The sequence below is a fragment of the Nocardia sp. NPDC051463 genome, from assembly GCF_040681975.1.
In the GTDB taxonomy this organism is placed as follows: Bacteria; Actinomycetota; Actinomycetes; order Mycobacteriales; family Mycobacteriaceae; genus Nocardia.
The window spans coordinates 93,560-118,022 of sequence record NZ_JBFBAB010000023.1; the positions used below are offsets into that span (position 1 = coordinate 93,560).

General features: G+C 65.8%; 25 protein-coding genes. 14 read left to right on the plus strand and 11 right to left on the minus strand.

All coding sequences use genetic code 11. The annotated features are described in order from the left end of the window. Window positions 1–54: 54 nt before the first annotated feature. The gene (ramB, locus tag AB0M74_RS25940) at window positions 55–1,461 is read right to left on the minus strand and encodes an acetate metabolism transcriptional regulator RamB (RefSeq protein ID WP_366528893.1); all 1,407 of its coding nucleotides are present in this window, start codon (window positions 1,459–1,461) and stop codon (window positions 55–57) included. A gap of 93 nt (window positions 1,462–1,554) precedes the next feature. On the opposite strand from ramB, the gene AB0M74_RS25945 reads away from it, so the two are divergent. From AB0M74_RS25945 to AB0M74_RS25970, 6 genes are all read left to right on the plus strand, one after another. Further along, window positions 1,555–3,066, plus strand: coding sequence for an ATP-dependent DNA ligase (locus tag AB0M74_RS25945; RefSeq protein WP_366528894.1), 1,512 nt, complete (start codon window positions 1,555–1,557; stop codon window positions 3,064–3,066). A 421-nt stretch (window positions 3,067–3,487) separates the two neighbouring features. Then, window positions 3,488–4,870, plus strand: coding sequence for an inorganic phosphate transporter (locus tag AB0M74_RS25950; protein ID WP_366528895.1), 1,383 nt, complete (start codon window positions 3,488–3,490; stop codon window positions 4,868–4,870). 114 nt (window positions 4,871–4,984) lie between these two features. After that, window positions 4,985–5,269, plus strand: a complete 285-nt coding sequence (locus tag AB0M74_RS25955) for a hypothetical protein (protein ID WP_366528896.1) — start codon at window positions 4,985–4,987, stop codon at window positions 5,267–5,269. Window positions 5,270–5,279: 10 nt separating this feature from the next. Beyond that, a complete protein-coding gene (locus tag AB0M74_RS25960; RefSeq protein WP_366528897.1) occupies window positions 5,280–5,615 on the plus strand; it encodes a DUF3349 domain-containing protein in 336 nt (111 codons plus the stop codon). Window positions 5,616–5,624: 9 nt separating this feature from the next. After that, entirely contained in the window at window positions 5,625–5,918 is a 294-nt protein-coding gene (locus tag AB0M74_RS25965) for a DUF3349 domain-containing protein (RefSeq protein ID WP_366528898.1), read from the plus strand. Between the two features lie 162 nt (window positions 5,919–6,080). After that, window positions 6,081–6,566: a hypothetical protein gene (locus AB0M74_RS25970; RefSeq protein ID WP_366528899.1), complete on the plus strand. Its 486-nt coding sequence runs from the start codon at window positions 6,081–6,083 to the stop codon at window positions 6,564–6,566. Here AB0M74_RS25970 and AB0M74_RS25975 read toward each other — a convergent pair. Both AB0M74_RS25975 and AB0M74_RS25980 read right to left on the minus strand, forming a co-directional pair. Further along, window positions 6,551–7,009, minus strand: a complete 459-nt coding sequence (locus AB0M74_RS25975) for a DUF4254 domain-containing protein (RefSeq protein ID WP_366528900.1) — start codon at window positions 7,007–7,009, stop codon at window positions 6,551–6,553. The two genes, AB0M74_RS25970 and AB0M74_RS25975, sit on opposite strands and share 16 nt — an antisense overlap. 64 nt (window positions 7,010–7,073) lie before the next feature. Then, on the minus strand, window positions 7,074–7,370 hold the full coding sequence (locus tag AB0M74_RS25980; protein ID WP_366528901.1) for a hypothetical protein: 297 nt from the start codon (window positions 7,368–7,370) through the stop codon (window positions 7,074–7,076). Window positions 7,371–7,563: 193 nt separating this feature from the next. On the opposite strand from AB0M74_RS25980, the gene AB0M74_RS25985 reads away from it, so the two are divergent. Then, window positions 7,564–8,424, plus strand: coding sequence for a helix-turn-helix transcriptional regulator (locus AB0M74_RS25985; protein ID WP_366528902.1), 861 nt, complete (start codon window positions 7,564–7,566; stop codon window positions 8,422–8,424). Between the two features lie 11 nt (window positions 8,425–8,435). After that, the gene (locus AB0M74_RS25990) at window positions 8,436–8,642 is read left to right on the plus strand and encodes a DUF397 domain-containing protein (protein ID WP_366528903.1); all 207 of its coding nucleotides are present in this window, start codon (window positions 8,436–8,438) and stop codon (window positions 8,640–8,642) included. A gap of 440 nt (window positions 8,643–9,082) precedes the next feature. Here AB0M74_RS25990 and AB0M74_RS25995 read toward each other — a convergent pair whose 3' ends face one another. From AB0M74_RS25995 to AB0M74_RS26025, 7 genes are all read right to left on the minus strand, one after another. Then, window positions 9,083–9,790, minus strand: coding sequence for a hypothetical protein (locus AB0M74_RS25995; RefSeq protein ID WP_366528904.1), 708 nt, complete (start codon window positions 9,788–9,790; stop codon window positions 9,083–9,085). 413 nt (window positions 9,791–10,203) lie between these two features. Continuing rightward, a complete protein-coding gene (locus tag AB0M74_RS26000) occupies window positions 10,204–11,505 on the minus strand; it encodes a glycosyltransferase 87 family protein (protein ID WP_366528905.1) in 1,302 nt (433 codons plus the stop codon). 344 nt (window positions 11,506–11,849) lie between these two features. Then, window positions 11,850–12,677, minus strand: coding sequence for a class II fructose-bisphosphate aldolase (locus AB0M74_RS26005; RefSeq protein WP_366528906.1), 828 nt, complete (start codon window positions 12,675–12,677; stop codon window positions 11,850–11,852). 76 nt (window positions 12,678–12,753) lie between these two features. Beyond that, window positions 12,754–13,716 carry a 1-phosphofructokinase gene (locus AB0M74_RS26010; RefSeq protein ID WP_366528907.1) on the minus strand — a complete coding sequence of 321 codons (963 nt, stop codon included), beginning with the start codon at window positions 13,714–13,716 and terminating at the stop codon, window positions 12,754–12,756. After that, window positions 13,704–14,873 carry an amidohydrolase family protein gene (locus AB0M74_RS26015; RefSeq protein ID WP_366528908.1) on the minus strand — a complete coding sequence of 390 codons (1,170 nt, stop codon included), beginning with the start codon at window positions 14,871–14,873 and terminating at the stop codon, window positions 13,704–13,706. The genes AB0M74_RS26010 and AB0M74_RS26015 overlap by 13 nt, the downstream gene beginning before the upstream one ends. Before the next feature lie 127 nt (window positions 14,874–15,000). Continuing rightward, a complete protein-coding gene (locus AB0M74_RS26020) occupies window positions 15,001–16,146 on the minus strand; it encodes an ROK family protein (protein WP_366528909.1) in 1,146 nt (381 codons plus the stop codon). Between the two features lie 13 nt (window positions 16,147–16,159). Continuing rightward, window positions 16,160–17,104: a sugar isomerase gene (locus tag AB0M74_RS26025; RefSeq protein WP_366528910.1), complete on the minus strand. Its 945-nt coding sequence runs from the start codon at window positions 17,102–17,104 to the stop codon at window positions 16,160–16,162. A 125-nt stretch (window positions 17,105–17,229) separates the two neighbouring features. On the opposite strand from AB0M74_RS26025, the gene AB0M74_RS26030 reads away from it, so the two are divergent. From AB0M74_RS26030 to AB0M74_RS26045, 4 genes are all read left to right on the plus strand, one after another. After that, a complete protein-coding gene (locus AB0M74_RS26030; RefSeq protein ID WP_366528911.1) occupies window positions 17,230–18,480 on the plus strand; it encodes an extracellular solute-binding protein in 1,251 nt (416 codons plus the stop codon). A 22-nt stretch (window positions 18,481–18,502) separates the two neighbouring features. Then, window positions 18,503–19,390 (plus strand): sugar ABC transporter permease, encoded by an 888-nt coding sequence (locus tag AB0M74_RS26035; RefSeq protein WP_366528912.1) that lies wholly within the window; start codon window positions 18,503–18,505, stop codon window positions 19,388–19,390. Continuing rightward, window positions 19,387–20,328, plus strand: a complete 942-nt coding sequence (locus AB0M74_RS26040; RefSeq protein ID WP_366528913.1) for a carbohydrate ABC transporter permease — start codon at window positions 19,387–19,389, stop codon at window positions 20,326–20,328. Before AB0M74_RS26035 ends, AB0M74_RS26040 begins: the two co-directional genes overlap by 4 nt. 365 nt (window positions 20,329–20,693) lie before the next feature. Further along, on the plus strand, window positions 20,694–21,347 hold the full coding sequence (locus AB0M74_RS26045; protein ID WP_366528914.1) for a TetR/AcrR family transcriptional regulator: 654 nt from the start codon (window positions 20,694–20,696) through the stop codon (window positions 21,345–21,347). A 96-nt stretch (window positions 21,348–21,443) separates the two neighbouring features. Here the strand turns inward: AB0M74_RS26045 and AB0M74_RS26050 are convergent, their stop codons facing one another. After that, window positions 21,444–22,592 carry an FAD-dependent monooxygenase gene (locus AB0M74_RS26050; RefSeq protein WP_366528915.1) on the minus strand — a complete coding sequence of 383 codons (1,149 nt, stop codon included), beginning with the start codon at window positions 22,590–22,592 and terminating at the stop codon, window positions 21,444–21,446. 88 nt (window positions 22,593–22,680) lie between these two features. Between AB0M74_RS26050 and AB0M74_RS26055 the strand changes: the two genes are divergently transcribed. Both AB0M74_RS26055 and AB0M74_RS26060 read left to right on the plus strand, forming a co-directional pair. Beyond that, the gene (locus AB0M74_RS26055) at window positions 22,681–23,265 is read left to right on the plus strand and encodes a helix-turn-helix domain-containing protein (protein WP_366528916.1); all 585 of its coding nucleotides are present in this window, start codon (window positions 22,681–22,683) and stop codon (window positions 23,263–23,265) included. Window positions 23,266–23,398: 133 nt separating this feature from the next. Next, a complete protein-coding gene (locus tag AB0M74_RS26060) occupies window positions 23,399–24,190 on the plus strand; it encodes a DeoR/GlpR family DNA-binding transcription regulator (RefSeq protein ID WP_366528917.1) in 792 nt (263 codons plus the stop codon). Window positions 24,191–24,463 lie beyond the last annotated feature (273 nt).

Below are 24,463 nucleotides of genomic sequence, written 5' to 3' on the forward strand. Positions count from 1 at the left end.
CAGGGACGTGCGGGCGAAGCCATCAGGGCCATATGTAGTGAGGCGGGTACCCGCCTACTTGAGAACGTACGGTGACACCGAGCTGCGGTGTTCGCTGATATCCAGCACCTTGCCCAGCGGCGGAAACGCGCGCTGTGGGCAATTGGCGCGTTCGCAGACCCGGCAGCCCGCGCCGATCGGGGTGGCCTTCGCCTCGTCGAGATCGATCCCGTCGGCGTAGACGACCCGACTCGCATGCCGCAGTTCGCAACCGAGCCCGATCGCGAATGTCTTGCTGGCCTGGCCGTATCGGGTGGCCCGCCGCTCCACGGTGCGGGCGACCCACAGGTACTTGCGGCCGTCGGGCATCTGGGCGATCTGGGTCATGATCTTGCCGGGGTAGGCGAAGGTCTCGTAGACATTCCACAGCGGGCAGGTGCCGCCGCTGGCGGAGAAGTGGAAACCGGTGGCGGACTGGCGTTTCGACATATTTCCTGCTCGGTCGACGCGGACGAACGAGAAGGGCACGCCGCGCAACTTGGGGCGTTGCAGCGTCGAAAGCCGGTGGCAGATGGTCTCGTAGCTTTGGGTGAAGAAGGCCGAGAGCCGCTCGATGTCGTAGCGGAAGTCCTCGGCGACCTCGAGGAAATGCGTGTAGGGCAGCACGGTGGCCGCGGCGAAATAGTTCGCCAGGCCGAGCATGGCCAGTTTGCGGGTGTCCTCGGAGACGAAATTGCCCTCCTCGACCAGCTTTTCGAGCAACTCGCCGCATTCGAAATAGGCCAATTCGGCGGCGAGTTTGAAGGTGCGCTGACCGCCGGACAGGTGTGGGGCGATCTCCAGTCGCAGGGTGTCCGGGTCGTACCGGTGCAGCACCCCTTCGCCGAGGTCGATGCGTTCGACGATCCGGACATCGTGCGCGCGTAGCCTGCGCGCGATCTCGTTGTTGATGTCGCCGCCGTGGAATCGGATGCGGGCGGTGAGTTCCTCTGCGGCGGTGTCCAATTCGTGGATGTAGTTCTGCCGCTGATAGAAGAAGTCGCGCACTTCTTCGTGTGGTTTGCTGATCGTCGCGCTGCCGGAGCCGTCGGCGAATCGGTCCTCGGTCGCGGCGGCCAGCTGCGCGGAGGTGTTGCGGTAGCGGTTGTGCATGTTGACCAGTGCGCGCGCCATGCTCGGGTGCGCGGAGACCATGTCGGCGATCTCCTGCGTGTCGGCCTCGATGCCGAGCTCCTGGTCCATCACGACCTCTTGGAGTTCGGCGATGAGCCTGGTGTCGTCCTGTGAGGAGAAGAAGGTGGCGTCGACGCCGAAGACCTCGGTGATCCGTAGCAGCACCGGCACGGTGAGCGGGCGTACATCGTGCTCGATCTGATTGAGGTAGCTCGCCGAGATCTCCAGCTTCTGGGCGAGTGAGACCTGGCTCAGCCCTCGTTCGGTCCGCAGCTGACGAAGCCGCGCCCCGACGTAAGTCTTGGCCATCTGTCCAGTTTATGGTCGCTTTCGCAGTCGTGCCAATGGTGGATTAGCAGTAGAGCTGAGCGATATGTCACACCCCCGGGTTACCGTCGGGTGGTGCTGTTCTCGGATGTCGTGCGGACCTCGGAGACCGTCCGCGCGACGCGGTCCCGGAAGACCAAGATCGCCGCGCTGGCCGGGCTGTTGTCCGATGCCGCGCCGGACGAGCTCGCCCCGGTGGTCGCCTGGGCCTCCGGCGAGCTCCGGCAGGGGCGCATCGGCACCGGCTGGCGCACGCTCACCACGATGGATGGTGCGCCGAGCGACACTGCGACACTGACGGTTTCGGATGTCGATGGCGCGCTCAGCGAGCTGGCGGGTATCGCGGGTGCGGGTTCGGCGAACCGGCGCAGGGAGCTGCTCACGGCGTTGTGGACCGCCTCGACCGTCGATGAACAGGTGTTCCTACTCCGGCTGCTGACCGGTGAGCTGCGCCAAGGTGCGCTGACCGCGGTCGTCAGCGAGGCGGTCGCGGTCGCGGCGCGGGTGCCGGTGGATCTGGTTCGCCGGGCCTACATGCTGTCGGGGCAGCTGCCGGCCACCGCCATTGCTGCGCTGACCGGCGGCGAGGACGTGCTCAGCGAGTTCCGGCTGGAGCTGGGTCGCCCCATCCAGCCGATGCTCGCCTCGCCCGGCGCCTCGCTGGAAGAGGCGGTGGCCGAATTCGACGGGGAGGTGACTGTCGAGCACAAGATGGACGGCGCCCGGATCCAGGTACATCGCGACGGGTCGCGGGTGTGGGTGTTCACCAGGACGCTGCGCGATATCACCGCGAGCGTGCCCGAGCTGGTCGATCTGGTTTCCCGGTTGCAATGCACCAGCGTGGTGCTGGACGGGGAAACCCTCGCACTGACCGATTCGGGTCGGCCCCGCCCGTTCCAGGAGACGATGAGCCGCTTCGCCGAGGTGAGCTCGACCAGGGAACTGCTGCTGCACCCCTACTTCTTCGACTGCCTGCACCTCGACGGCCAGGACCTGCTGGACGCCCCGTTGCGCGAGCGCCGCACGGCGCTGACGAAAGTCGCTGTCGAACACAGCATTCCGGCGCTGCTGCGGCCGGATCCCGAGGCCGCCGCGGAGTACTTCGACGGCGCGCTCGCCTCCGGGCACGAGGGCGTGATGATCAAGTCGTTGAACGCGCCGTACGCGGCCGGTCGACGCGGCCGCGCCTGGCAGAAGATCAAGCCGACCCACACCCTCGACCTGCTGGTGCTCGGCGCCGAGTGGGGATACGGCCGTCGCACCGGCTACCTGTCGAATCTGCACCTCGGAGCCCGCGATCCGAAAACCCGCGAACCGGTGATGGTCGGCAAGACGTTCAAGGGCCTCACCGACGCGCTCCTGCAGTGGCAGACCGCCGAATTTCCGCGCCACCAGCGCGCCCGCGACGACCAGACCGTGTATTTGCGGCCGGTGCTGGTCGTGGAGATCGCGCTCGACGGCGTCCAGGTGAGTCCGCGCTATCCCGGCGGTGTCGCCCTGCGCTTCGCCCGTGTCGTTCGCTATCGCCCGGACAAGGAACCCGCGGACGCGGACACCATCGAGACTGTTCGTGGCCTGCTGCCGTGAGTAGCCGTTGACCGCACGGCACCGCGGTTTCGTTGCGAGAGCCTGCCGGCGTTCGGAATCTCGGCGCTGCCCTGAGCTCGGGCTACCGAGGGTGGACCGAGTTGTGACCACGGCCCATCGAGCTACCCGCGTGCGGTCCGGCCGGGCGCCGCTGCCGAAATTCGGCATGGTGTCATGTCCGGTCACGGTGCCGTGTACCACTGTGCAATCGACGAGGTAGGGGTTCGCTCGGCAGGGGGTGCGAGCAACACCTGGACGGCTGATGCGTGAATCCATGATCGCTTCGCCGGGCCGCCCTGCGCCGAAGGCTGCTCGCGCTTGGGCAGGGTAGAGGCCAGGTCTACGGTAACCGATCGAAATCTAGTCCCGGCAGACGGCAACCGCATCGCAATTCAGATGGCCGGTACTTCACACTTAAGAGGTGACCGTCGAATTACTGGTTCTTCTGATCGTCATCGTCACGGCACTCGCATTCGATTTCACCAACGGCTTCCACGACACTGCGAACGCGATGGCGACCTCGATCGCCACCGGCGCACTGCGGCCGCGCGTGGCGGTCGCACTGTCGGCGCTGCTCAACCTCATCGGTGCATTCCTCTCGGTGGCGGTCGCCGCGACGGTGGCCAAGGGCATCGTCCGACTCGAGGGCGTCGACGGGCAGGATCTGTTGATCATTGTGTTCGCCGGCCTGGTCGGCGGCATTCTGTGGAATCTGCTGACCTGGCTGTTCGGCCTGCCGTCGAGTTCATCGCATGCGCTGTTCGGCGGCCTGATCGGTGCCACCATCGCCGCGCTCGGCTGGAGCGGAGTGATCTGGGCGTCCGGTTCGGAAGGTGTGCTCACCAAGATCGTGCTGCCTGCCGTGCTCGCCCCGATCGTGGCCGCGTTGGTTTCGGCGATCGGCACCTGGGGGGTTTATCGGATCACCGAGAAGTCCGATCCGAACAAAGTCGACCAGGGTTTCCGCTGGGGTCAGATCGGCTCCGCCTCGCTGGTTTCGCTGGCGCACGGCACCAACGACGCACAGAAGACGATGGGCGTCATCTTCCTGGCGCTCGTCGCGCACGGCACCCTCACCAAGAACGACGAGATGCCGCTGTGGGTGATGGCGGCCTGTGCCGTCGCCATTGCGGCGGGCACCTACCTGGGTGGTTGGCGCATTATCCGCACTCTCGGCAAGGGCCTCGTCGAGATCGATTCTCCGCAGGGGCTGGCCGCCGAATCCTCGTCGGCCGCGATCATTCTCACCTCGGCCCATTTCGGTCTGCCGCTGTCCACCACCCAGACCGCGACCGGCTCGATCCTCGGCACCGGGCTCGGCAAAGGCGCGGAGGTCCGCTGGAGCGTGATGGGTCGAATGACCGTCGCGTGGCTGCTCACGCTGCCGCTCGCGGGTGTAGCGGGGGCTATCTGCTGGGCCATCGCGCACGTCATCGGCGGGCTCGCAGGCGTGCTCGTCGTGTTCGCGATCCTCATTGCGCTCTCGGCCGTCATGTACCTGCGCTCACGGCGCGACCCGGTCGATACCAGCAATGTCAACGAATGGCCCGGCGAGACACCGGCCGCCGAGTCGGTCGCACAGCCTGGCGGTGCGCAGGCGGCGGACGACACGCCGGTCGCCGATTCCGGCATTGCGAAGGACGCTGCTACCGCGCAGGACGCGTCGTCGGCCGACGCGGCGGGTACTTCGTCGACGGCCGAGGGCAAGCCGGGCGGCGTGACCGCGGACGGGTTGTCGCCACCCGCGGACACGTCCTCGTCGGAGGGCCCCGGTACCAAATCCAACCGTTCCGCCCAGGTGTGAAGCGTGTCGACCAACGCGCTGTATCCCGCCCCGCTCGGGCGTCGCATGCGAGCAGTCGCACCGGTGGATCGTTCCCGCAGCGTCGTCCACCGTAGGCACTAGGAGGAGAGCACCGTGCACACGCTCATCACGAATCTGAACTCGCTGTGGAAGGTGACCGCGGCCGGCCTGGTGCTGGGCGCGGGCTTGCCGATCATCTTCGCCGTCGGAGTGCGGTTCTGGTCGGTGGCCGATTCGGTCACCGCGGAGGGCGGTGCGGTCCGACGCAATTACCCGGCGCTGGCCGGGGCGCTGGCGTGCTTCGGGTTGATCATCGCCGCGATCATCACCGGAATCCTCTACACCGCCAAGGCATTCCTCGCCGCCAAATTCGGTATCCACCTGTTCGGACAGGCCTGAAGGGCGCATCGTGACAGAACAACCGAAATCCACGCAGGGGCGACCGAATGTGCTCAGCCGGGTCATCGGCTGGCTGCGCGCCGGATACCCACAGGGGATCCCCAGCTCCGACTACGTCGCCCTGTTCGCGGTGTTGCACCGGCACCTGACCGATTTCGAGGTGGTCGCCATCGCCGAGACATTGGTGAGTGAAAACCCCGACACCGAGATCAGTCACGCCGATATCGAGACGGCGATCACGCGGTTCGCGATGGAGCAGCCCGACGATCACGACGTCGCTCGCGTTGCCTCGCACCTCGCCGCAGGCGGTTGGCCCCTGGCCACCCCCTTCCCTGACACCGAGTGAACCAGCCCGATGCCGCCGTTTCTCCACGCGATCATCGACTGGCTGCGGGCCGGATATCCGGACGGTGTCCCCGAATCCGACTACATCCCGTTGCTCGCCCTACTGCGCCGCCGCCTCTCCGCCGAGGAGGTCCGCCAGATAGCCGCCGAATTGGCGGCCACCGGTGACCTCCCCGCCGACAAGACCGACATCCAGGTCATGATCACCAAGACCACCAACGAAATGCCCTCGGAAACAGACGTCGCCCGGGTCCGGTCCCGACTGGAGGCCCACGCCTGGCCCGACCCGGCCTCCGGCGAATAGCCACCGGTCCGGCACTCCTCGAATCCGGCTCGCGCCAACAGCTCTGCGGCGTTCCAGCGCGTTTTCCGCCTGGTCGGCACAGCGGGGCTCGGCTGCCGCGTATCGCGGATTGGATCTCGGTGATGCCCTGTTCGGTGGATCGGAGGGCGCTGGGCACGGTAGGTGGGCCGAGCGACCACGGCCGAGGAGTGCATATCGGTCGGCAGCAGCGGCTCGGCGGATCAAAGTTTTGCGGTGATGTTTGGGTATTGCCAGTATGGGGAACTGGTTAGGGTCGGCGGGGTGATGGATGCGGCGTTGCGGGTGGAGACGGCGAGCGGGGAGGCGTGGGGAAACCCCTCTGCGGACTTATTGTTCGATCTGTTGAGCGAGATGAATCTGCAGCATCGGTTCGTGATCGTGGATCGGTTGGATGCCGAGCCGGTCGGACAGCACTACATGCAGATCTATCTCAACGACAACATGAGTTGTCAGATCGAGTTCCGCGAGGGGAGCTCCGACCGGCACTTCGCGGCGCGCGTGGCCGGCCCGTTCGATATGTCGGGTCACGAGATCGTGGCAAAGGTGTTGCAGGGCTGGGCTTTCGGACAGCCGGGGTGGCGGGAAGCGCTGCCGTGGTCTCGGGTGGTGGTTCAGAGCCAGCCCTGACCGGAGCTGTAGGGTCGGTGGCCGCCGAGGTCGGGGAGGCGGCGGATGCCGGCGGAGACCTCGAAGGCGAGATCCTGGTAGCCGAGGGCGAGCTCGGCCAAACGCTGCCAGGCGTCGTGGACGATCCAGTCCGGTGCGGTGCGCAGGGCCGCGTACGCACAGGTGGAGAATTGGGCCATCCTGTCGATCACGGTGCCGACCGTCTCGGTGTGCATGTGCGCGCCACCGTGCGGAAGCGGAACTTCCGTGGCGATCCAACGATCGATGGTGAGTACGAAATGCGCTCGCCGCTCGTCGATTTCGGCTGTGGAGCCCAGCGCGCAGTAGCTGCGCCGTTCGTGCAGCCCCGCCAGTTGGTGCGCGGATGCCAGGATCGGATGATCGCCGCGCGGCAGGCTGCGGCAGGCTTCCAGGATCATTTCCTTCGATGGCAGTGGTTCCATGCCGATTCCCCCTCATTCGAATGATGTTGCTGGACAACGATCTACCCGTATAAGCCGACAATGCTCAACGCCGATGCCGTCCACGGATTCCGGTATGGCGCTGCCGTGATGGCGGTGTCTCCCAAGGGGTTTCGTTGACGACAAGCCCCAATGCCTCCAGCGCGGTGAGCCCCATCCGCGCCGCAAGCTCATCCATTACCGCAACAAACTCCGCCGCCTGAATCGCAGCCGTCGCCTGCTCGGTGGTAAGTGTCCTGCCTCGCAAATACGAGACCACCCACGCGTCATCGCTGACCCGCCGCGCCTGATGCGCCGTTCGATCCCCGACCATCCACGCCCGCCCGACAACATGCACAGCCATGCGCCCCCCTCGATCCCACGCCGTGCGGGCCCGGCTGGAACGCTCCCGCCTGTGATCTGAGACACAGGAAGCTTAGGGTTTTGTCTATCGATAAGTCAAGTTGACCAATCGATTTCACCACTGATCGATCTAGTCTCCTGAGAGGTACGGTCATCTCCACGCATCGTTAGAGCTGGAAGGACACCATCCGTCGATGGCACCACTCTCGCCAACGGTCGCCCGCTGGGAACTCATGCTCCGAATCAAGCGCAGGCGCAGCGAGTTCGATGTCAGCGCGTCGGTCATCGCCAAGGAACTCGGCTTCACGCTGTCATATTGGTCGAAGGTCGAGAAAGAACGCATCCTGGCCGAGGACAAGCTGAAGCGGCTGATGTCGTTGCTCGAGTTCGACCCCGCCGAACGCGACGAGATGCTGCGGTTGCGCGAGATCGCCAAGCAACGCGGGTGGTGGTCGAGCTATGCCGGGTTGCTGTCGGATGAGGTCTCGCGGCTCTATGGGCTCGAGTCCGGAGCGCACAACATTCGGAGTTATGCGAGTGTCCTGATCCCCGGGCTGTTGCAAACCGAGGATTACGCCCGTGCGGTGATCGCCAACGACACCGCGCGCGTTCGGCAGGTCGAGATCGATCGATGGGTGGCGGTACGCATGCGGCGTCAGCAACGGCTGACCGGCGCGGAACCGTTGAATGTCACCGCCATTGTCGGCGAGGCCGCCCTGACACAGCGAACAGGCGGTACCGAGGTCTTGAAAGGTCAGCTACGCCATCTGGTCTCGATGGTCGATGAGCACCGCGATTCGGTGGACATTCGCGTCATCCCGTTCGATGCGCCCGGGGGTGCGCTGCTGGCCGGCGCATCGTTCCACCTACTCGGATTCGAGAACGTGCTGCTGCCCGACGTGGGCTGGACCGAGACCTTGGTTCATCTCGGATTGATCGAAGACGCCGAGCCGGTAAGGCATCTCAGCACCATGTATGCCAACACCATCGCCGATCATGCCCTGCCGCGGGACGATTCGATAACGTTGATCGAGCGCAAACTCGGTGAGCTGTAGGCTCGGCCGGTATGGATGGCGTGCCGGGCTGGTTCAAGTCGTCGTACTCGAACGACAGCACCGCGTGTGTGGAAGTCCGATTCGAAGGCGACCGAATTCTCGTCCGCGACAGCAAGTATCAGGGGCTCCCTGACGCCCGTCCGGTCCTCGAGTTCGGCCACGTCGAGTGGGCCGGCTTTACCGCGGCCATCCGAACGTCCCCGTCGTCGCTGGCCTGAGCGGCCACCGTCACCTCGCTACCCACTCCGGCGGCTCGCCGAGCGTAGTCGGATGGCGGTCGAATACGGCCTGGGCGACCGCCATTCGACTACGTTCGGCAGCCTCCCGGAACCGGGGTTCGATACGACAGGAGCTATCTGGCCGCGGCACTGGCGGCGCGATTTTGCCCGCCGGACTTCAGCGGCGTAGTTCCCAGCCGACTCACAGCCCGATCCCGGTAACCCTCGAGGTCGGGCGCCATCGTCGGCGCCGGGGTGCTCGGTGTCCCCGTGGGCAGTCCTCCGAGCAGGCTTGCCCTGTCGGCAACGGGAGCGGTCCACCTCACCCAACGGTCCAACCTTTCCGTCCGGCCCAGGTGGCTCACTGCCCTGACCCACCGCCCGCCTGCCGGTGGCGTGGGAACCCTCGCCCGCGCCACCGGTCGGCATCGGAGGTCGCCTCACTCCTTGTCGGCGTCCGGCTTTTCCTCGTCGTAGGGCTGGTTCATGGTGTTCTGGAACTTGATCGCGGCGGCAATGCCCACGGGGACACCGAGCACCCCGGCGCCGACGATGGCGCCCAATCCGCCGAGGACGCCGGCACCGGCAAGGCAGCCCGCGATCAGGGTGAGGCCACCGGCATCGAGGATGGGAGCGCCGAAAACGGCACCGGCGACCGCGCCGACACCGCAGCCGATGGCCGCACCGATCAGTCCGCCGGCCAGGGTGCCCATCCCGACGGCCAAATCGAACTCGTTGATGGCGGCCTGTATGGCCGTGTCGAACCGCTCGGTCCGTGGATCGGCGCTGATGTCGTCGAGATGCATGTCCGGCGTCGCCGCTTGGACGGCCGCCTTCACCTGTGCCGGCGCCTCGACGGCTTCCAGCGCTTTCGGCGTGACTGCGAACGACGCAACCCCGGCCACTGTGTTGCCGGTCGCGTCCCGCACCTGGAACTGCCCGCCCTGGGTGATGAGAGTGGACATCCCGGTTTCGATGACCACGGACTGGTCCAGCGAGCTACTGGTGTACTGCACCCCCGGCGCGATCTCGGTACTCAATGTGCGCCGGTCCGGTATTGCGGGTGCGGCCGTCGCCGTAGCGGACCCGATTCCCACAGCACTCGCGATCGTCACAGCAACAACGGTCGCGCGGGTGAACTTATCCATGTAGCCCTTACCTCTGATCTGCACTGACTGCGCAGCGTGGGTCGGTTCGTCAACGAGTCCGTCGTCGGTGCGTGTCGTCCATGAGCACCACAACGAATCTCGGTTGCCGTTCGCGCCCGCCACTGAGCTCTCGACTTGGGAGGGCAAACTTAACGGAAACGATTTTCGTTGTCTATCACCGAGTGGTGTGCGGCCGGTGCTGTGGACGACTGCCGTTCGTGGTTTCGATCTCCGCCCTGAACTGGCATTCTTCGCGGCGGGGCCAGCGTTTTCGCGGCTCTGAACCGGCGCCTTTTCGGAGCTCTGTGGCTTCCCATCAGTGAAAATTCGTCGCGGCGTCTACTGGCAGCGGACACGTCTGATCCGCACCCGACCGCGTCTGCTGTCACGTGGGTGTTGTCGGGACGCCGGTGTTATCGGAAGGCTTTAGGGCTACGGGGGAGCAGATAGGCGATGGCCGCCAGCAGGGCTGCGGTGGCCAGGAGGGCGTAGGCGTTGCCCAGGAAGAATTGCGGGAGGGTCCAGTGGAATTCGCGGGCGTTGGTTTGGGGGACGAACCAGATCAGGCCCTGCGGGAGGAGTGGAAGGTCCGGGTCCCACATGCCGATGCGGTCGACCTGCATCGGCCACGCGAAGGTGAAGAGGTAGATGGCGGCGGGGACGCCGATTCGGATGCTGCGTGGGCGGTTGCGCAGTGCGTGGAAGATCCATATCAGGGCGGGGACGATCCAGACCCAGTAGTGGGTCCAGGAGATCGGGGAGGCGAGCAGCATGACGGTGGCCGCGAGGAGGGCGCCCAGTAGTTCGTCGCCGCGCAGGTAGGCGACGCGGGCGGCGGCAATGCCGGCGATCGCGAGCAAGCCTGCGCCGACGAGCCAGGCCTCGCTGCTATCCCATGTCGTCCATTGCAGGCGACCGAAAAGGCCGTTGATCGACTGATTCTGGACATAGGCGAAGCCGATTCGGTTCTGCGAGGACGTGGTCGTGGTCCAGAACTCGAACGCCTGGGCAGGGCGATACCAGAAGCCGATCGCGACGGTGGTGGCGAAGGTCCCGATGGCGACGCCCGCGGCTTTGAACTGGCGTGTGATGAGCAGGTAGACGATGAACACCGCGGGGGTCAGCTTGAGACCCGTGGCGATACCGATCAGGATGCCCCGATACCGGCGATCCTTGGGGATGGCCAAGTCCGCGAGCACCAACGCCATGAGAATCACGCTGAGCTGACCGAACTGAAATGCCTGCTGCACCGGCTCGATCCAGATCGCGGCGGCGCTGATGGCGATTGTCATCGCGACCACGCTGGTTCCGCGCCGATGCCGCTGGAGTGCGGCGGTGCTCCACACGCTCACATACAGCGATGCCATGGTGAGGGCCACGATGCCGGTCCCGATGTAATTGATCGGGAATCGTGACAGCTCGGCGCAGATCCATGCGGCGAAGACTGGGTAGAGGAAGGGCAGGCCCATCGGCCCGCGGCCGTCGTAGAGCAGCTCGGGGTGTGCCGCCGCGGTCGAACCGCCCCACATATAGACCTGTAGGTCGATCTGGTGCCAGTACATCTCCCAATTCGGGCGCAGGAATTCCAGCCAGACGCCGACGGATAGGGCAGCGAAAGCTATTGCGGCACAAAGGGCCGGCACTGTGTGCGGGGCCCGGGACGGCTCGACGGTCCCGGTGGCGCGCTGTTCTCCCATTTGCAGGATGGCAGCCATGTAGTTGTGTTTCCTTCATCAGGTGAGACAGCACAAGCGAGGCGAGCAAATAGTTAGCTAAACTAAGGGCAATTCATCCTATCATCCAGCCCGGCCGATGCGCGTGCCCATGCTTTCCCGGGCATGGGGAGGTCGCGATCCCCGCCGGTTCCCGTTGGATACGTCACCTGAACTGCGACGACGCACCGCCGAGAGTGGAACGGCTGACGGAGTGATCGAAGTCGCGCTCTGCATTGTGGTTTCGGCACCGAGCGCGGATCCCGGTTGCGTGATGCTTGCCGAGGGGTGGCTGCCGCGCCAGTGAAAGCCGGCGTGGAGAGCTCTGGCAGATGGGTGGATACGGCCTACGTGGCAAGCAGGTGCAGGAGGTGTTCGACCTCGGACTGGACAACGGCGCGTGCGGGTTTCAGGTATTTGCGCGGATCGGAAACGTCGGGGCTCCGCTCCAGCGTGGCCCGGATTGCTTCGGTGGCAAGGACGTTCAAGCGGGTGGCGATGTTGATTTTGGTCATGCCGTGTTCGACCGCGGTGCGCAGACCTTCGTCAGGCACGCCGGAGGAGCCGTGTAGGACAAGGGGGACGGGCACTTTCGCGGCCAACCGGGAGATGAGGTTGTTGTCGAGTTCGGCGGTGCGGGTGTGCATGGCGTGTGAGGAGCCGACTGCCACGGCCAAGGCGTCGACGCCTGTTGTCGCGACGAACTCGACCGCCTCGTCCGGATCGGTGCGCACGCCCGGCGCGTGTGCGCCGTCTTTGCCGCCGACCGCACCCAATTCGGCCTCGACGAAGACGCCACGATCATGGCACCACCGGGCAACTTCCGCGGTGGCCGCGACATTGGCGGTGTAGTCGAGGGTGGAGCCGTCGTACATGACCGATCGGATGCCGAGATCGACGGCGGCGCGGATCAGGTCGAACGACGTGGCGTGGTCGAGGTGCACGGCGATGGCTGCGGTGCTGTCCGCGGCGATCCGCAGACAGGCGAGCGCGATAGGAGCTATGCTGCCGTGGTAGCTGACGGTGTTCTCCGAAAGCTGTAGAACCACTGGCCGTTTCGCTACTTCAGCCGCGCTCGCGATGGCTTCGGCATGCTCCAGGGTGATCACATTGAACGCGCCGAGGCCACCGGGACGTGCGGCGGTGATCAGTTCGGAGACAGGTGTCAGAGTCATGGTCGGGTCTCCTGGAACTCGGGTCGGCCGGGGCGAGGTGGCGTGCCGGCCGTCGTGGGAGCCTGGTGTCTCGAGCTCATGGTGAGGAGTCCTGCGGACTGGGCTCGGCTAGCTTTTCGAGGTGGACGGTGGGGGTGAGCCGGGTCCTGGCGCAGCGATCTATTTCGCCTGCCACCGGGATCAGTACTGCGGCGGCGGCGGTGGCGACTGCGTCGATGAGGATGGCGGGCCAGTCCGGATCGCCGCCGTCCGAGAGGGCCGAGATGACGGCTGCGGCGGCGGAATCGCCTGCGCCGGTAGGATTTCCGGACATCGGTTCGGGGAGATTCGCATACCAGGAGCCTGCCTCGGTGATCGCGATCATGCCATCGATACCGCGGGTGGCGATAATGGCGCGCACTCCGCGATCGATGAGTGGGCGCGCGGCGGTCGCGACCTCGTCGGGTGTGAGCGGGACTCGGCCGGTGAGGCGTTCGAGTTCGTCGGTGTTCGGCATGAGGATGACGCCGGGGACCTGGGCGGCAAGGCGTAGGGATTCGCCGTCGACGTCGCAGATGGTCGAAACACCTGCGGCGATGGCCGTGCGGGCGAGGTCGGCGGGGAGACTGGGCGAGACGCCGCCGGGCAGCGATCCGGAAATCACCAGGCCGTTGATATCGGGTAGCAGGCCGGACACTCGCACGGCAAGCTGTTGGACGGCATGCGGATTCGACACGCGCGCACCGGGTTCCCACAAGGCGGTGGCGGTACCGTCCTCGGATTCGCTGATCACCACGGTGCGCCGGACCCACGGCAGCGCGTGCACGAAATCGACCGGCATCTCCAGTTCGGCGGCGGCCGCGAAGGCATGGTCGGAGAAACCCGTTGCCCGGGAGTATCTTCCGAGTTGGTTGAGCACTCGCGTCACATTGATGCCTTTGCCGCCGATGCGCTGCTCGACGGACCTGACCCGATGCGCCTGGCCGCGTTCGAAACGCTCGACGCGATAGGTCATATCGTAGGCAGGATTCATTGTCACGGTGAGGATCACGTCAACCACTGTCCATGTCTGAGCACCCGGCGCAACTGTAGATTGTCATCGACTATCAACAGGTCCGCGAACTGGTCGGTCGATATATCGCCCACATCGGCCAATCCGACGGAAAGGGCCGGAACGGAAGTGGCCGCAATCACAGCGTCGCGCAGTGGGACGCCGCACTCGCGCACGGCCCAGGCCAGACACTGCAGTAGGTGAGCAGTACCCCCGGCGATGGATCCACTGGCTACTCTGGCGATGCCGTCGATAACCCGCACGGCCTGCGGACCGAGCTGGTACTCGCCGTCCGGCATGCCCGCCGCTTGCATCGCGTCGGTGATCAGCGCGACCCGACCCGGCGCGGTCGCGAAAGCCAGTGCGGCGAAACCGGAGTCGACATGAACCCCGTCGCCGATCAGTTCGACGACCACATCACCGGCCGCGGCGGCGACCAATGCGGCGGCCACCGGACCGGGCTCTCGATGATGCAGCGGCGGCATACCGTTCGCCAGGTGCGTGACGAGACTTCCGAAACCATTGGGGCGCAACGACTGTCGAAACTCATCGAAGGCGGCGTCGCTGTGCCCGAGAGAAACCGCCACATCGTTGTCGGACAGTCGTTCGGCGACTGCCCGAAATCCCGGAAGTTCCGGTGCGATCGTCATCACGCGCAGGTGTCCGCCCGCGGCCTTCAGCAGTTGATCGGTCAGCTCGAGGTCGGGATCGCGCAGATAGCGCGGATCCTGGGCGCCACAGCGGGCCGAGGACAAAAACGGTCCCTCGGCATGGATCCCGCCGATCACTCCGGTCTGGGCCAACCCGGCCAGCATGGTCGTCTGCGCCACCATGTCCGCCGCGGCACCGGTGACAACGCTCGCCAACACTGTGGTCGACCCGCGCGAATGATGAAACTCGGCCGCTGCGCGCGCCTGCGCGTCGTCGACGGTATCGAACCGATGTCCGAACCCGCCGTGATTATGGATGTCGACGAGTCCGGGCAACACCGTGCCGCTGAATATCGGCATGGCCGAATCGGGATGCACCGCAGCCCATTCCGTCACCGACCGCACCGCGCTGATCCGCTCGCCGCGAACCGAGACCACGCCGTCGTCGAGTGTCTGTGCCGTCGAAACAATCCGCCCGCGAATGTCGAACTCGGCTGCGAGGGCCTGCCGCGTCATACGTCGGCTCCGTTGCTGAGCATGGCGCAGTCATGCAGCGCGGCAACGCTTTCGGCAGCCGATACCACGGCAACTGCTCGACCTTGTTCGCCTCCTGCCTGCGGTGTCCGGTGTGCGTTGTCGTGCTTCATGTCAAACCCCCGCGGCGGGCGAACAGGGCCGCGCCCGCCAGGCCCGCTCGTGCGCCGAATTCACCGAGGACCACCCGTGGCGCGGGGACGATGCGGAGTCGTTCGGCGATGGTGCGGTGCAGGGGTTCGGTGAGGGCGGCGCCCGCGCCGGCCAGTCCGCCACCGAGAACGATGAGTTGGGGGCAGGCGGCATGGATGATGCCGAGCAGGCCATCGGCGAGGGCGCTGATGGCGTCGTCGACTACGGCCTTGGCGTCGGCGTCGGTATCGAGAAGTGCGAAAACGTCTGCCGCGCTTTTTGTTTCGGTGCCGGTTCGGCGGGTGTAGGCGCGGGCGATGGACGCGCCGGATGCCACCGTCTCGACGCAGCCGATGTTGCCGCACGGACAGCGCAGGCCATCCGCGTGGCGAACCGGGATGTGACCGTACTCGCCGGTCTGGCCGTATTCGCTGCGCACGAGTCGGCCACCGACGGACAGGGTTCCGCTGATACCGGTGCCGAGAATGACCACGCACACGTTGTCGTGGTCGCGCCCTGCTCCGTACCGCCATTCGGCCCAACCGGCCACCGCGACATCGTGCTCGATCAACACCGGCATGTGCCAGCGTTCGATGAACCGATCGCCGATGTGCACATCGCGCCAGCCGACATTGCTGCTGAACACGGCAATCGACCGGACATGGTCCACGATCCCCGGCAACAGCACCGCGGCCCGCGCCACTCGGCCGCGCTGTGGTGCCGTGAGCTCGGCCAGCAGCCGATCCCCGAGCGCGCCCATGGCGTCGAACGCCGCCTCGCCCCGCGGTGTTGCGGTGACGGCAGCGGCCAGCACTACTCCGGCCGCGTCGGTGATCTCACCTTTCGTGGTGGTCCCACCGACATCCATGCCGAGCACCAGGGCATCCTCGGGAAGTACGGGCCCCGGCATCGACGTGTCCTCGGGAAATGCGGCATCCGGTGTGGTGGCTCTCGGATCGACTGCCACGCCGGGCGCGACGGCCGTCGGGCCGGGCCGGGTTGATCCGGCGTCCGGTCGCGGTGATCCTGCTGCGGGGTGTGCCGTTCCCATCTCGGTCAGGGTAACCACTTCTGGTGGTGTGAGCAGCACCGATCCGCCGGCCGGTGTCGGAGAGTCGGTCATGGTGGCGTCAGGGTCACCGGTCGAGGACTACCGAGCGGTTGAGGTTGCGGGGATGGTCGGGGTCCAGGCCGAGGTCGGCAGCGCGCAGGACGCAGAGTCGGTGGACTCGGACCAGGTCTGCCATCGGGTCGATATCGCGGTGTTCGAAGTGGGTGCCGGTGACGGCGACATCGGCTTCGAAATGCGGGACCAACGGGCCGAAGGCCCAGACCGCGCGACCGGGGGTGGAGATGCTGATCGGGCCGTGGCGGTATTCGGTCTGCAGGTAGGCCTCGGTCCAGGACTGGCAGGACTCGCGGAGCTTGAGGCCCGCTTCTTCGGCGATGGCGGCCGCGAAGCCCATGCCGACGAAGCTGATCTGTTCGGCGTGCCGGACTTCGGCGAGTGCCGCCGCGGGATCCTCGGCGAGGACGGCGCGGGCCTGGGCGATCGCGGGGTTCAAGTCCTCGCCGAGATGCCAGCGCAGGATGGCGAGCGTGGTGGTGGCGAAGCGGGTCTGTACCACCGATTGCTCGTCGACCTCGTCGATCAGGATCGCATCGCCCAGCTCGAGCACCGGGGTGCCCGGGCTGCTGCAGATGACGGTGCGCGGAATGTGGGCCGGGATCTCCCGCATGGCGTTGACCACCTCGGTGGTGGTGCCGGAGCGGCAGATGACGAGGTAGCGGTCGTATTCGCGACCGCTGCGGACTTCGCTGGCCGGCCAGGCATCGGTAATGCCCTGGCCGGAGCCCTCGCGCAGCGCCGCGATGGCCCGGGACATGAACAGTGAAGTGCCGCAGCCGATGACGGCGACGCGCTCGCCCCGCTGGGGCAGTACGGCGCGGTGTTCGGCAGCGATGGTTTCGGCGCGCGCCCAGTCGTCCGGCTGGGTGGCGACCTCGGCGGCCAGATGGGTCGCGGGGGCGGGGTGAGCGGAGATCGGCACCACAACAGAATCGACCTGATGATCGTTCATGTCAAATTTACGATCAAAACAGTCACATATGATCACTCTGAGGTCTAGATTGTTGGTCAGTCGATAGTTCGCTCCATCATCGGCGGTCCGCTGGCGCCGGGTGTGAAAATTGAAAGGTTCTGCTCGTGAAAAGACCACTCCACGGCGTGCTCGCGGGGATCGCGATGGCCACCGGCCTCGCCCTCGCCGTCGCGTCCTGTGGGTTCGGCTCGAAAGACTCGACCGACTCCGACTCCACGATCAACGTCCTGGCTCCCGTCTACAGCGACGGCGCCACCGGCACCAAGGCGCTGTGGGACGGCATCATCGCCGACTTCGAAAAGGCCAACCCCGGCGTCACGGTGAACCTGCAGATGGAGTCGTGGAACTCGATCAACGACGTGGTGCGGACCAAGCTGCAATCCAAGTCCACTACCCCCGACATTCTGAACATCGACGCCTATGCGAGCTTCGCCGGTGACGGCATGCTCTACGAGGCCTCGGAGGTCGTGTCCCCGAACGTGCTGTCGGATATCCAGCCCGGCTTCGCCAAGAACGCGTCGCTCAACGGCCAGCAGTTCGCGCTGCCACTGTTCGCCTCGACCCGCACCCTGTTCTACAACACCGACCTGTTCGCCAAGGCGGGCGTCGCCGCGCCGCCGAAGACCTGGGCCGAACTCACCGAAGCGGCCAAGAAGATCCAGGCGCTCGGCGGCGGCGTCTCCGGCTACGGTCTGCCGCTCGGTAGCGAGGAGGCCCAGGGCGAAAGCTCCATCTGGACCTTCGGTGCCGGCGGTAACTGGGCCGATGGCGACAAGGTCACCGTGGACACTCCGCAGAATCTCGAGGGTGTCCGTGCCATGCGTGAACTCATCGATTCCGGTGCGACACAGCCTAATCCGGGCGCTACCGACCGCAAGGACGTCATCAACGCCTTCATTCAGGGCAAGATCGGCATGATCGAGGGTCTGCCACCGACGATCGGCCAGATCGCGTCGAAGAACGCGGGTCTGCCGTACCTGACGGCGCCCTCGCCGACCAAGTCGGGCGAACCGGTCACCCTCGGCGTCGCCGATCATCTGATGGCGTTCAAGAAGGACGGCAAGAAGACCGAATCGATCAAGAAGTTCCTCGACTTCTTCTACGGTGCGGATACCTACTCGAACTTCGTGCAGCACGAGGGTTTCATCCCGATCACCAACAGCGCCGCCGCCGAGCTCGCCGGTGACCCGGTGACGAAGGCGTTCGCCGCGACGCTGCCGGTGGCCAAGTTCTACCCCAGCAACAACCCGAAATGGGCTGCGGCACAGGGCGCCATCCGTCAGCAGATGGGCACCATCGCCCAGGGCGCGGACCCGGCGCAGGTATTGCAGCGCATCCAGGAAGCCGCGAACTAGCGTGGGGCGCACAGAAGCCCGGGTGCCGTCTGGACGGGCGAGCGGGCTGCGGGCGATTCCGTGGCTCGGGCCCGCCCTGGTGTTGATCGCGGCTATCGTCGCCTTCCCGGTCTGCTACATGGTCTGGACGAGCACCAGGGACCTGAGCGCCTACGGCCAGGATCGCGGCTCCGCCGGGCTGGCCAACTATCGCAATCTGTTCGACATCAGTGAACTGGGCTCGGTGCTGCTGCACACGGTCATCTGGGTGGTCTGCGTCGTGCTGATCACTCTGGTGCTCTCGGCGGCATTGGCGCAGTTCCTGAACAAGGACTTTCCGGGGCGCACCGCGGTGCGAATGGCGATCCTGGTGCCGTGGGCGGCCTCGGTGGTGATGACGACGACGATCTTCTACTACATGCTCGACCCCGACGTCGGCATCGCCAACCGCTTCCTCGTCGACATCGGGCTGCTCGACCGTGGTTACGGCTTCACCAAGCAGCCGGTCCCGGCCTTCCTGGTGGCGATGGGGGTCGCGGTATTCGTCTCCATTCCGTTCACCACCTACACGATTCTGGCGGGGCTACAAGGGATTCCGGCGGAGATCGGCGAGGCGGGTCGGGTCGACGGCGCAAGTCCGTGGCAGCGTTACCGGTATCTCACACTGCCGCAACTGCGTCCGGCGATCGCGGTAGCCACCATCATCAACATCATCAATGTGTTCAATTCGCTGCCGATCTTGCAAGTGATCACCGGCAGCATCGCAGGCTTCTCCGCTGACACCACAACCACATTGACGTTCAAGCTGATTCGGCAGAATCAGCAGATCGACACCGCTGCCGCGATGAGCGTGCTCAACTTCGCGCTGATCGTGGTGATCATCGCGATCTACGTGAAGGTCGTCAAGCCGACACAGCAGGTCGACCGATGAGCGCGCAGCAGCACCGAGGGCAGGGCGAGGCGATGACGACACAGGCCGATATCCGTATCGATGGCGTCGACCTCCCGCCCACGGCAGCGCATCGGGGACCAACGGCCGGGCGCGGCAAGCGGCGCCGCTGGGAGCTCACCGCGGTCGGAGTGCTGGTGGCCGCGATCTTCCTGATTCCGTTCCTCGTCATGGTGCTCGGGTCGCTGAAGAGCAGGGCCGAGATCCTGCGCATCCCACCGACATACCTGCCGGAGTCCTGGCATCCGGACAACTACCGCACGATGTGGGATACGCCGGAGACGCCGCTGCCGTTCAATATGGTCAGCACAATCGTCATCTCGGTCTGTGCCACGGTGCTGGTGCTCGTCGTGGCCATTCCGGCCGCGTATTACACTGCCCGCCACCGCTTTCCAGGTCGCGCGGCCTTCCTCGGGCTGGTGCTCGTCACCCAGATGCTGCAGCCGACCGTGCTGGTGACCGGCCTGATCCGGCAGTTCTTCACCCTCGGCATCAACGACACCTGGCTGGCGATGATCCTGGTTAATGCCGCGTTCAATCTGTCGTTCGCGGTCTGGATTCTGCACAGCTTCTTCGCCGCGATTCCGGTGGAGATCGAGGAGGCCGCGCAGCTCGACGGCCTGAACCGCTGGCAGATCCTGACCAGGGTGAGCCTGCCGCTGGTGTGGCCGGGCATCGTCACCGCGACGATCTTCACCGTGGTTGCCTGCTGGAACGAGTTCGCGGCGAGTCTGGTTGTGCTTACCACCCCGGAGAATCAGCCGCTGTCGGTGGCGCTGACGAAGTTTGTGGGACAGTACGACACCGCCTGGCAGTATGTCTTCTCCATCTCCACCGTCGGCATCATCCCGGTGGTTATCTTGTTCGCGTTCATCGAGAAAAGGCTGGTGGCGGGCCTGACCGCTGGCAGCGTCAAGTAGCGAATCACGTGACGAATCGCCGCGGCCGGGTAACACTCGGTCGCACCCAGCAGCTCCAAGCCCCACGGATGCGTCAACTTCGCTGCGAACGAACAACACACGTGCGCACCGCGGCCCCGGACTCCCGCTTGTTCCCGGCCGCCGCGCCGGCCAACACTGCTCGCAGACGGCCTCACCGACGCCCAAATCGTCAGCGCAAGAAGAATGACGTGTAGCCGTAGCATTACAGCTTTTGCTACGGCGCTGCGTCATTGATCCTCCGCGACGCGAGGCCGCAACGGGAGCCCGTCGATATCCCGGTGTCGACCCGGTCATCCGGATGTCCGCGCCGTGGTTGGGCCGCGCCCGCCCGGTAACATCGGAGCGTGGCACGGCAGGATGACGAACCAAGGGACGGTCGCAGTTACGGCGGCTTGTCCAAGGAGCAGCGCGTAGCGCAGCGGCAGCAGCGGCTCGTCGATGCCGCACTGGAGTTGTTCGGCACCCATGGTTATGCCGCGACCTCGATCGAGCCGTTGTGCACCGCTGCCAACGTTTCCACCCGCAGCTTCTACGAAGATATGGGCAGCCGTGAGGCTTTGTTGATCGCGCTGGTCAATCGCATTACCTCGCATGCGGTCGAGCGAACATTGGAAGCGTTGGAAAAAGCGCAGGGCGAGTCGCTTTCGACAAGGGTCGTCGACGGTATCCGAGCCTATCTGGACGTGACTTGTCACGATCAGCGCTCGGCGCGGGTCTGTTATGTCGAGGTGGTCGGAGTCAGTCCGGCCGTGGAGGATTGGCGCAGGCGTCAGCGACGCTTGCTTTCGGCCCTGCTGATCAGCGAAGCGGAACGCGCGGTCGAGCGGGGCGAAACCAAGTCGCGGCGTTTCGATCTGTTCGCGCTGGCGGTGATCGGTGCGGTGAACTCGCTCGCGCAGGAGCTGGTAGTGCGCACACTGCCGGATTCGGCGATCTCACTGGATGAGATATGCGAGGAGATAGCGTATTTCGTCAATTCCGGACTTGCGTTGAACTGATTTCTGTTCGAGTCAAGGGCATTACCTTCGCCGACGAGCTACCTCACACCGGCATCGGAAAGTTGCTACGCCGCAACCTGTCCGAACCATCCGCTGTCATGCCGCCGGTCGCCGTAGACCGCGCAGGGCGGTGATCGCGGGCGCCACCCGGGTGGCCGCATTGCGGATCGCGATCCCGGCTCGGGTCGCGGGGATCAGAAGGGCCGCCGCGGCGGTGACGCCATTGAGCTTGGGCTCCACCACCACTCGATGCCGCCGTTCGTAGTTCCGGAATGCCGCTTGGTGATCGTCGGGATCAGCCGTGAGTGCTTCCGCCAAGGTGTAGGCGCCGGCGATGGCGAGGGTGGTGCCGTCGCCGAAGAGCGATACGCAGGAGGCGGCGTCGCCGAGCAGTGCGACACGGCCGTCGGACCATCGCGGCAGCTCGCCCTTGCTGACGGAGTCGAAGAACAGGTCGTCGGTGTCGCGGACGCGGTCCAGCAGTTCCGGCACCCGCCAGCCCTGATCGGTGAACGCTTCGATGAGCGTCCGCTTGTGCCGCTCGGTGTCGCGGTGGTCGTAGCCGGGAATGCCCTGATGGCGGAACATGAATGCGGCAACCGCCCGACCGCCCGTCGGATGCACCGCCAGCGCCCGCCCCGGCGTGTTGTAGATGAGCACTTCCCTGTCGCTGCCGAGGGGTTCGGCTATTCGAAGTGTCGCGACGTAGATTCCCTGGTGTGAGAGGAACGCGGTCGCCTCGCCGAAGGTCGAGCGCCGCACCGCCGAATGCAGTCCGTCCGCGCCGATGACGAGGTCGAATCGGCGCGGCGGCGCGGCGGCGAAGGTGACGTCCACTCCGGCCGGGTCTTGGGCGAGGTCGGTAACGGTGTCGTTCCACCGGAGCTCGTACTGTTCGCGGCCCGCGTCGAGCAGGATTTTCGCGAGATCGGCTCTGGGCACCTCGACTTCGCGCACGCCGGCCGACCCCTGAAAGGCCTTCAGGTCGATGTGTGCGACCCGCCTGCCGCGGCCGTCGACAAAGGTCAGTCGGGACACCTCGGACCCGGCCGCGCGCAGTTGCGGCAGCACACCCATCTGCTCGACCACCTCGACCGCGGGTCCTTTGACGTCGACGGGATTGCCGCTGGAGCGCGCTCCTGCGGCCCGTTCGACCACCGTTACCTCGAAGCCTCTGTGGGCCAGCCAGAACGCGAGCGTCGAGCCGCCGATGCCTGCGCCCGAGATCAGGACCTTTTTATTCATGGCCACGCCTTCCGCCTAAGCGGACGATTTTCGTCCGCTTAAGAGAGGGTACGGTAAGTGGAAGAATTTCGTCCACTTACTGTGGGAGGTGAGTGCCACGACCCCGGCGCAAAGGGCGGATGCCAGGAACAATCGCGACCAGATCATCGCGGCGACCCTGGTGACATTCCGTGAACAAGGCATCGACGTGTCCATGAAAGAGATCGCTGACCGTGCCGGCGTCGGCGTCGGCACGCTGTATCGGCACTTCCCCGACCGCGACGCGCTGATCGCCGCGACCGCTCACTCCTACCTCATCGATCTGGCGCAGACCGCCGCCACTTGCTGGCAGGAGGAGGTCGACGCGTGGCCCGCACTGCGCCGATTCCTGCATGAATGCGCCGAACGAAAGGTGGGCGGGCTTGCCGCGGCCATCGAGCCGGCGCTGCACGCGCAGATCCAGGCCGACCCGAGGCTGCGCGAAGTGCGCGGCACGGTCGTCGACCTTGTCGAGCGAATGACCGAGCAGGCCAAGGTATCCGGAGCCGTGCGCGCGGATATTCGGACGGAGGATGTGGCCGCCCTGATGACGTTGCAGATCTACACCCGAGCGAACGAGTCGTATGCCGAGGCCGTCCATAGGGTGGTGGAGATCGTGCTGGACGGGCTGCGGGCAACGCGGGGAAAGGAGTGAGGGTGGCCGAGTGGTTGTCGCCAGGCTTGGCAATACCCGTCCGGAATCTCTACGGTCGGCACCGTGCCTGTGGTCATATTGTTCGCGTGCCTGGAAAAACAGCAGGTCGTTCGCTCGACCGGGATCGGGTGAGATGACCGGACCGACAGATCGGCCGCAGCGGTGGAATCGGCTGCTCGAGCTGCTCGCCGACTCGGGGCGGCTCTCGGTGGAGGAAGCCGCCGAACGCCTCGGCGTATCACCGGCGACGGTGCGCCGCGACTTCACCGCGCTCGCCGACCAGCAGCTGGCCACCAGAACGCATGGCGGGGTCGTGGCGACCACCGTGGCCTACGACCTGCCCGCCCGCTATCGGCAGACCGGCGGCGCGGCCAAGCAGCGGATCGCCGAACATGCTGCGACACTGGTTAATCCGAGCGCGGTGGTCGGTATGAACGGCGGCACCACCACCACGGCGGTGGCGCGGGTGTTGGCGGGGCGCGCCGATCTGGCGAATGCCGGCGGCGATCAGCTCACGATCGTCACCAACGCATTGAATATCGCGGGCGAGATGGTGCTGCGTCCGCATCTGCGCACCATCTGCCTCGGTGGGGTGGCGCGCCGGGAGTCCTATGAGTTGCACGGGCCGTTGGCCGAGCGCGCACTGGCCGAGCTGCGCTTGGATTCGCTGATCCTCGGGGTGAATGCGATCTCCGCCGAGGGCGGCGCGCAATGCAGGCATATCGACGAGGCCGGGGTGACAACCGAGATGGTGCGTCGTTCCGGCTACGTCATGGTGGTCGCCACCGCCGACAAGCTGGAACGATCCGCGCTGGCCCGGATCTGTGGCATCGAGCAGATCGACGTGCTCGTCACGGATTCCGATGCCGATCCCGCCGCTGTCGCGACGATCCGCGCCGCAGGCGTGCGGGTGGACGTCGTGTAGCGCGATTCCGGACGGCTTTCGATTTTTCGACACAGCCCGGCGCCATTCGGCCGCCGGGCTGTTCGACGCCGCGGGACCACTGCGGCAGGTGGTCGGCGCCGCGTCCCAATAGCTCCTGCCGTATCGAGCACAGGGTCTGGGAGCCCATCGAACGTAGTCGAATGGTGGTCGCCCAGGCCGGCGGATTCACGTGGTCGATGCAACAGGGGCAGTGTTGGACAGTACCTGGTCGAGGATGTAGGTCGGTGTTCGGAAGCCGTGGCGTTTGCGGGG

Coding starts and splice junctions, on each gene's coding strand:
- AB0M74_RS26025 (WP_366528910.1), bottom strand. CDS start 17,104: ATGAACGATCATCAGGTCGATTCTGTTGTGGTGCCGATCTCCGCTCAC.
- AB0M74_RS26000 (WP_366528905.1), bottom strand. CDS start 11,505: ATGGCTGCCATCCTGCAAATGGGAGAACAGCGCGCCACCGGGACCGTC.
- AB0M74_RS26050 (WP_366528915.1), bottom strand. CDS start 22,592: ATGAATAAAAAGGTCCTGATCTCGGGCGCAGGCATCGGCGGCTCGACG.
- AB0M74_RS26015 (WP_366528908.1), bottom strand. CDS start 14,873: ATGACGCGGCAGGCCCTCGCAGCCGAGTTCGACATTCGCGGGCGGATT.
- AB0M74_RS26060 (WP_366528917.1), top strand. CDS start 23,399: ATGACCGGACCGACAGATCGGCCGCAGCGGTGGAATCGGCTGCTCGAG.
- AB0M74_RS25975 (WP_366528900.1), bottom strand. CDS start 7,009: ATGGAACCACTGCCATCGAAGGAAATGATCCTGGAAGCCTGCCGCAGC.
- AB0M74_RS25990 (WP_366528903.1), top strand. CDS start 8,436: ATGGATGGCGTGCCGGGCTGGTTCAAGTCGTCGTACTCGAACGACAGC.
- ramB (WP_366528893.1), bottom strand. CDS start 1,461: ATGGCCAAGACTTACGTCGGGGCGCGGCTTCGTCAGCTGCGGACCGAA.
- AB0M74_RS26040 (WP_366528913.1), top strand. CDS start 19,387: ATGAGCGCGCAGCAGCACCGAGGGCAGGGCGAGGCGATGACGACACAG.
- AB0M74_RS26020 (WP_366528909.1), bottom strand. CDS start 16,146: ATGACCGACTCTCCGACACCGGCCGGCGGATCGGTGCTGCTCACACCA.
- AB0M74_RS25995 (WP_366528904.1), bottom strand. CDS start 9,790: ATGGATAAGTTCACCCGCGCGACCGTTGTTGCTGTGACGATCGCGAGT.
- AB0M74_RS26005 (WP_366528906.1), bottom strand. CDS start 12,677: ATGACTCTGACACCTGTCTCCGAACTGATCACCGCCGCACGTCCCGGT.
- AB0M74_RS25980 (WP_366528901.1), bottom strand. CDS start 7,370: ATGGCTGTGCATGTTGTCGGGCGGGCGTGGATGGTCGGGGATCGAACG.
- AB0M74_RS25985 (WP_366528902.1), top strand. CDS start 7,564: ATGGCACCACTCTCGCCAACGGTCGCCCGCTGGGAACTCATGCTCCGA.
- AB0M74_RS25965 (WP_366528898.1), top strand. CDS start 5,625: ATGCCGCCGTTTCTCCACGCGATCATCGACTGGCTGCGGGCCGGATAT.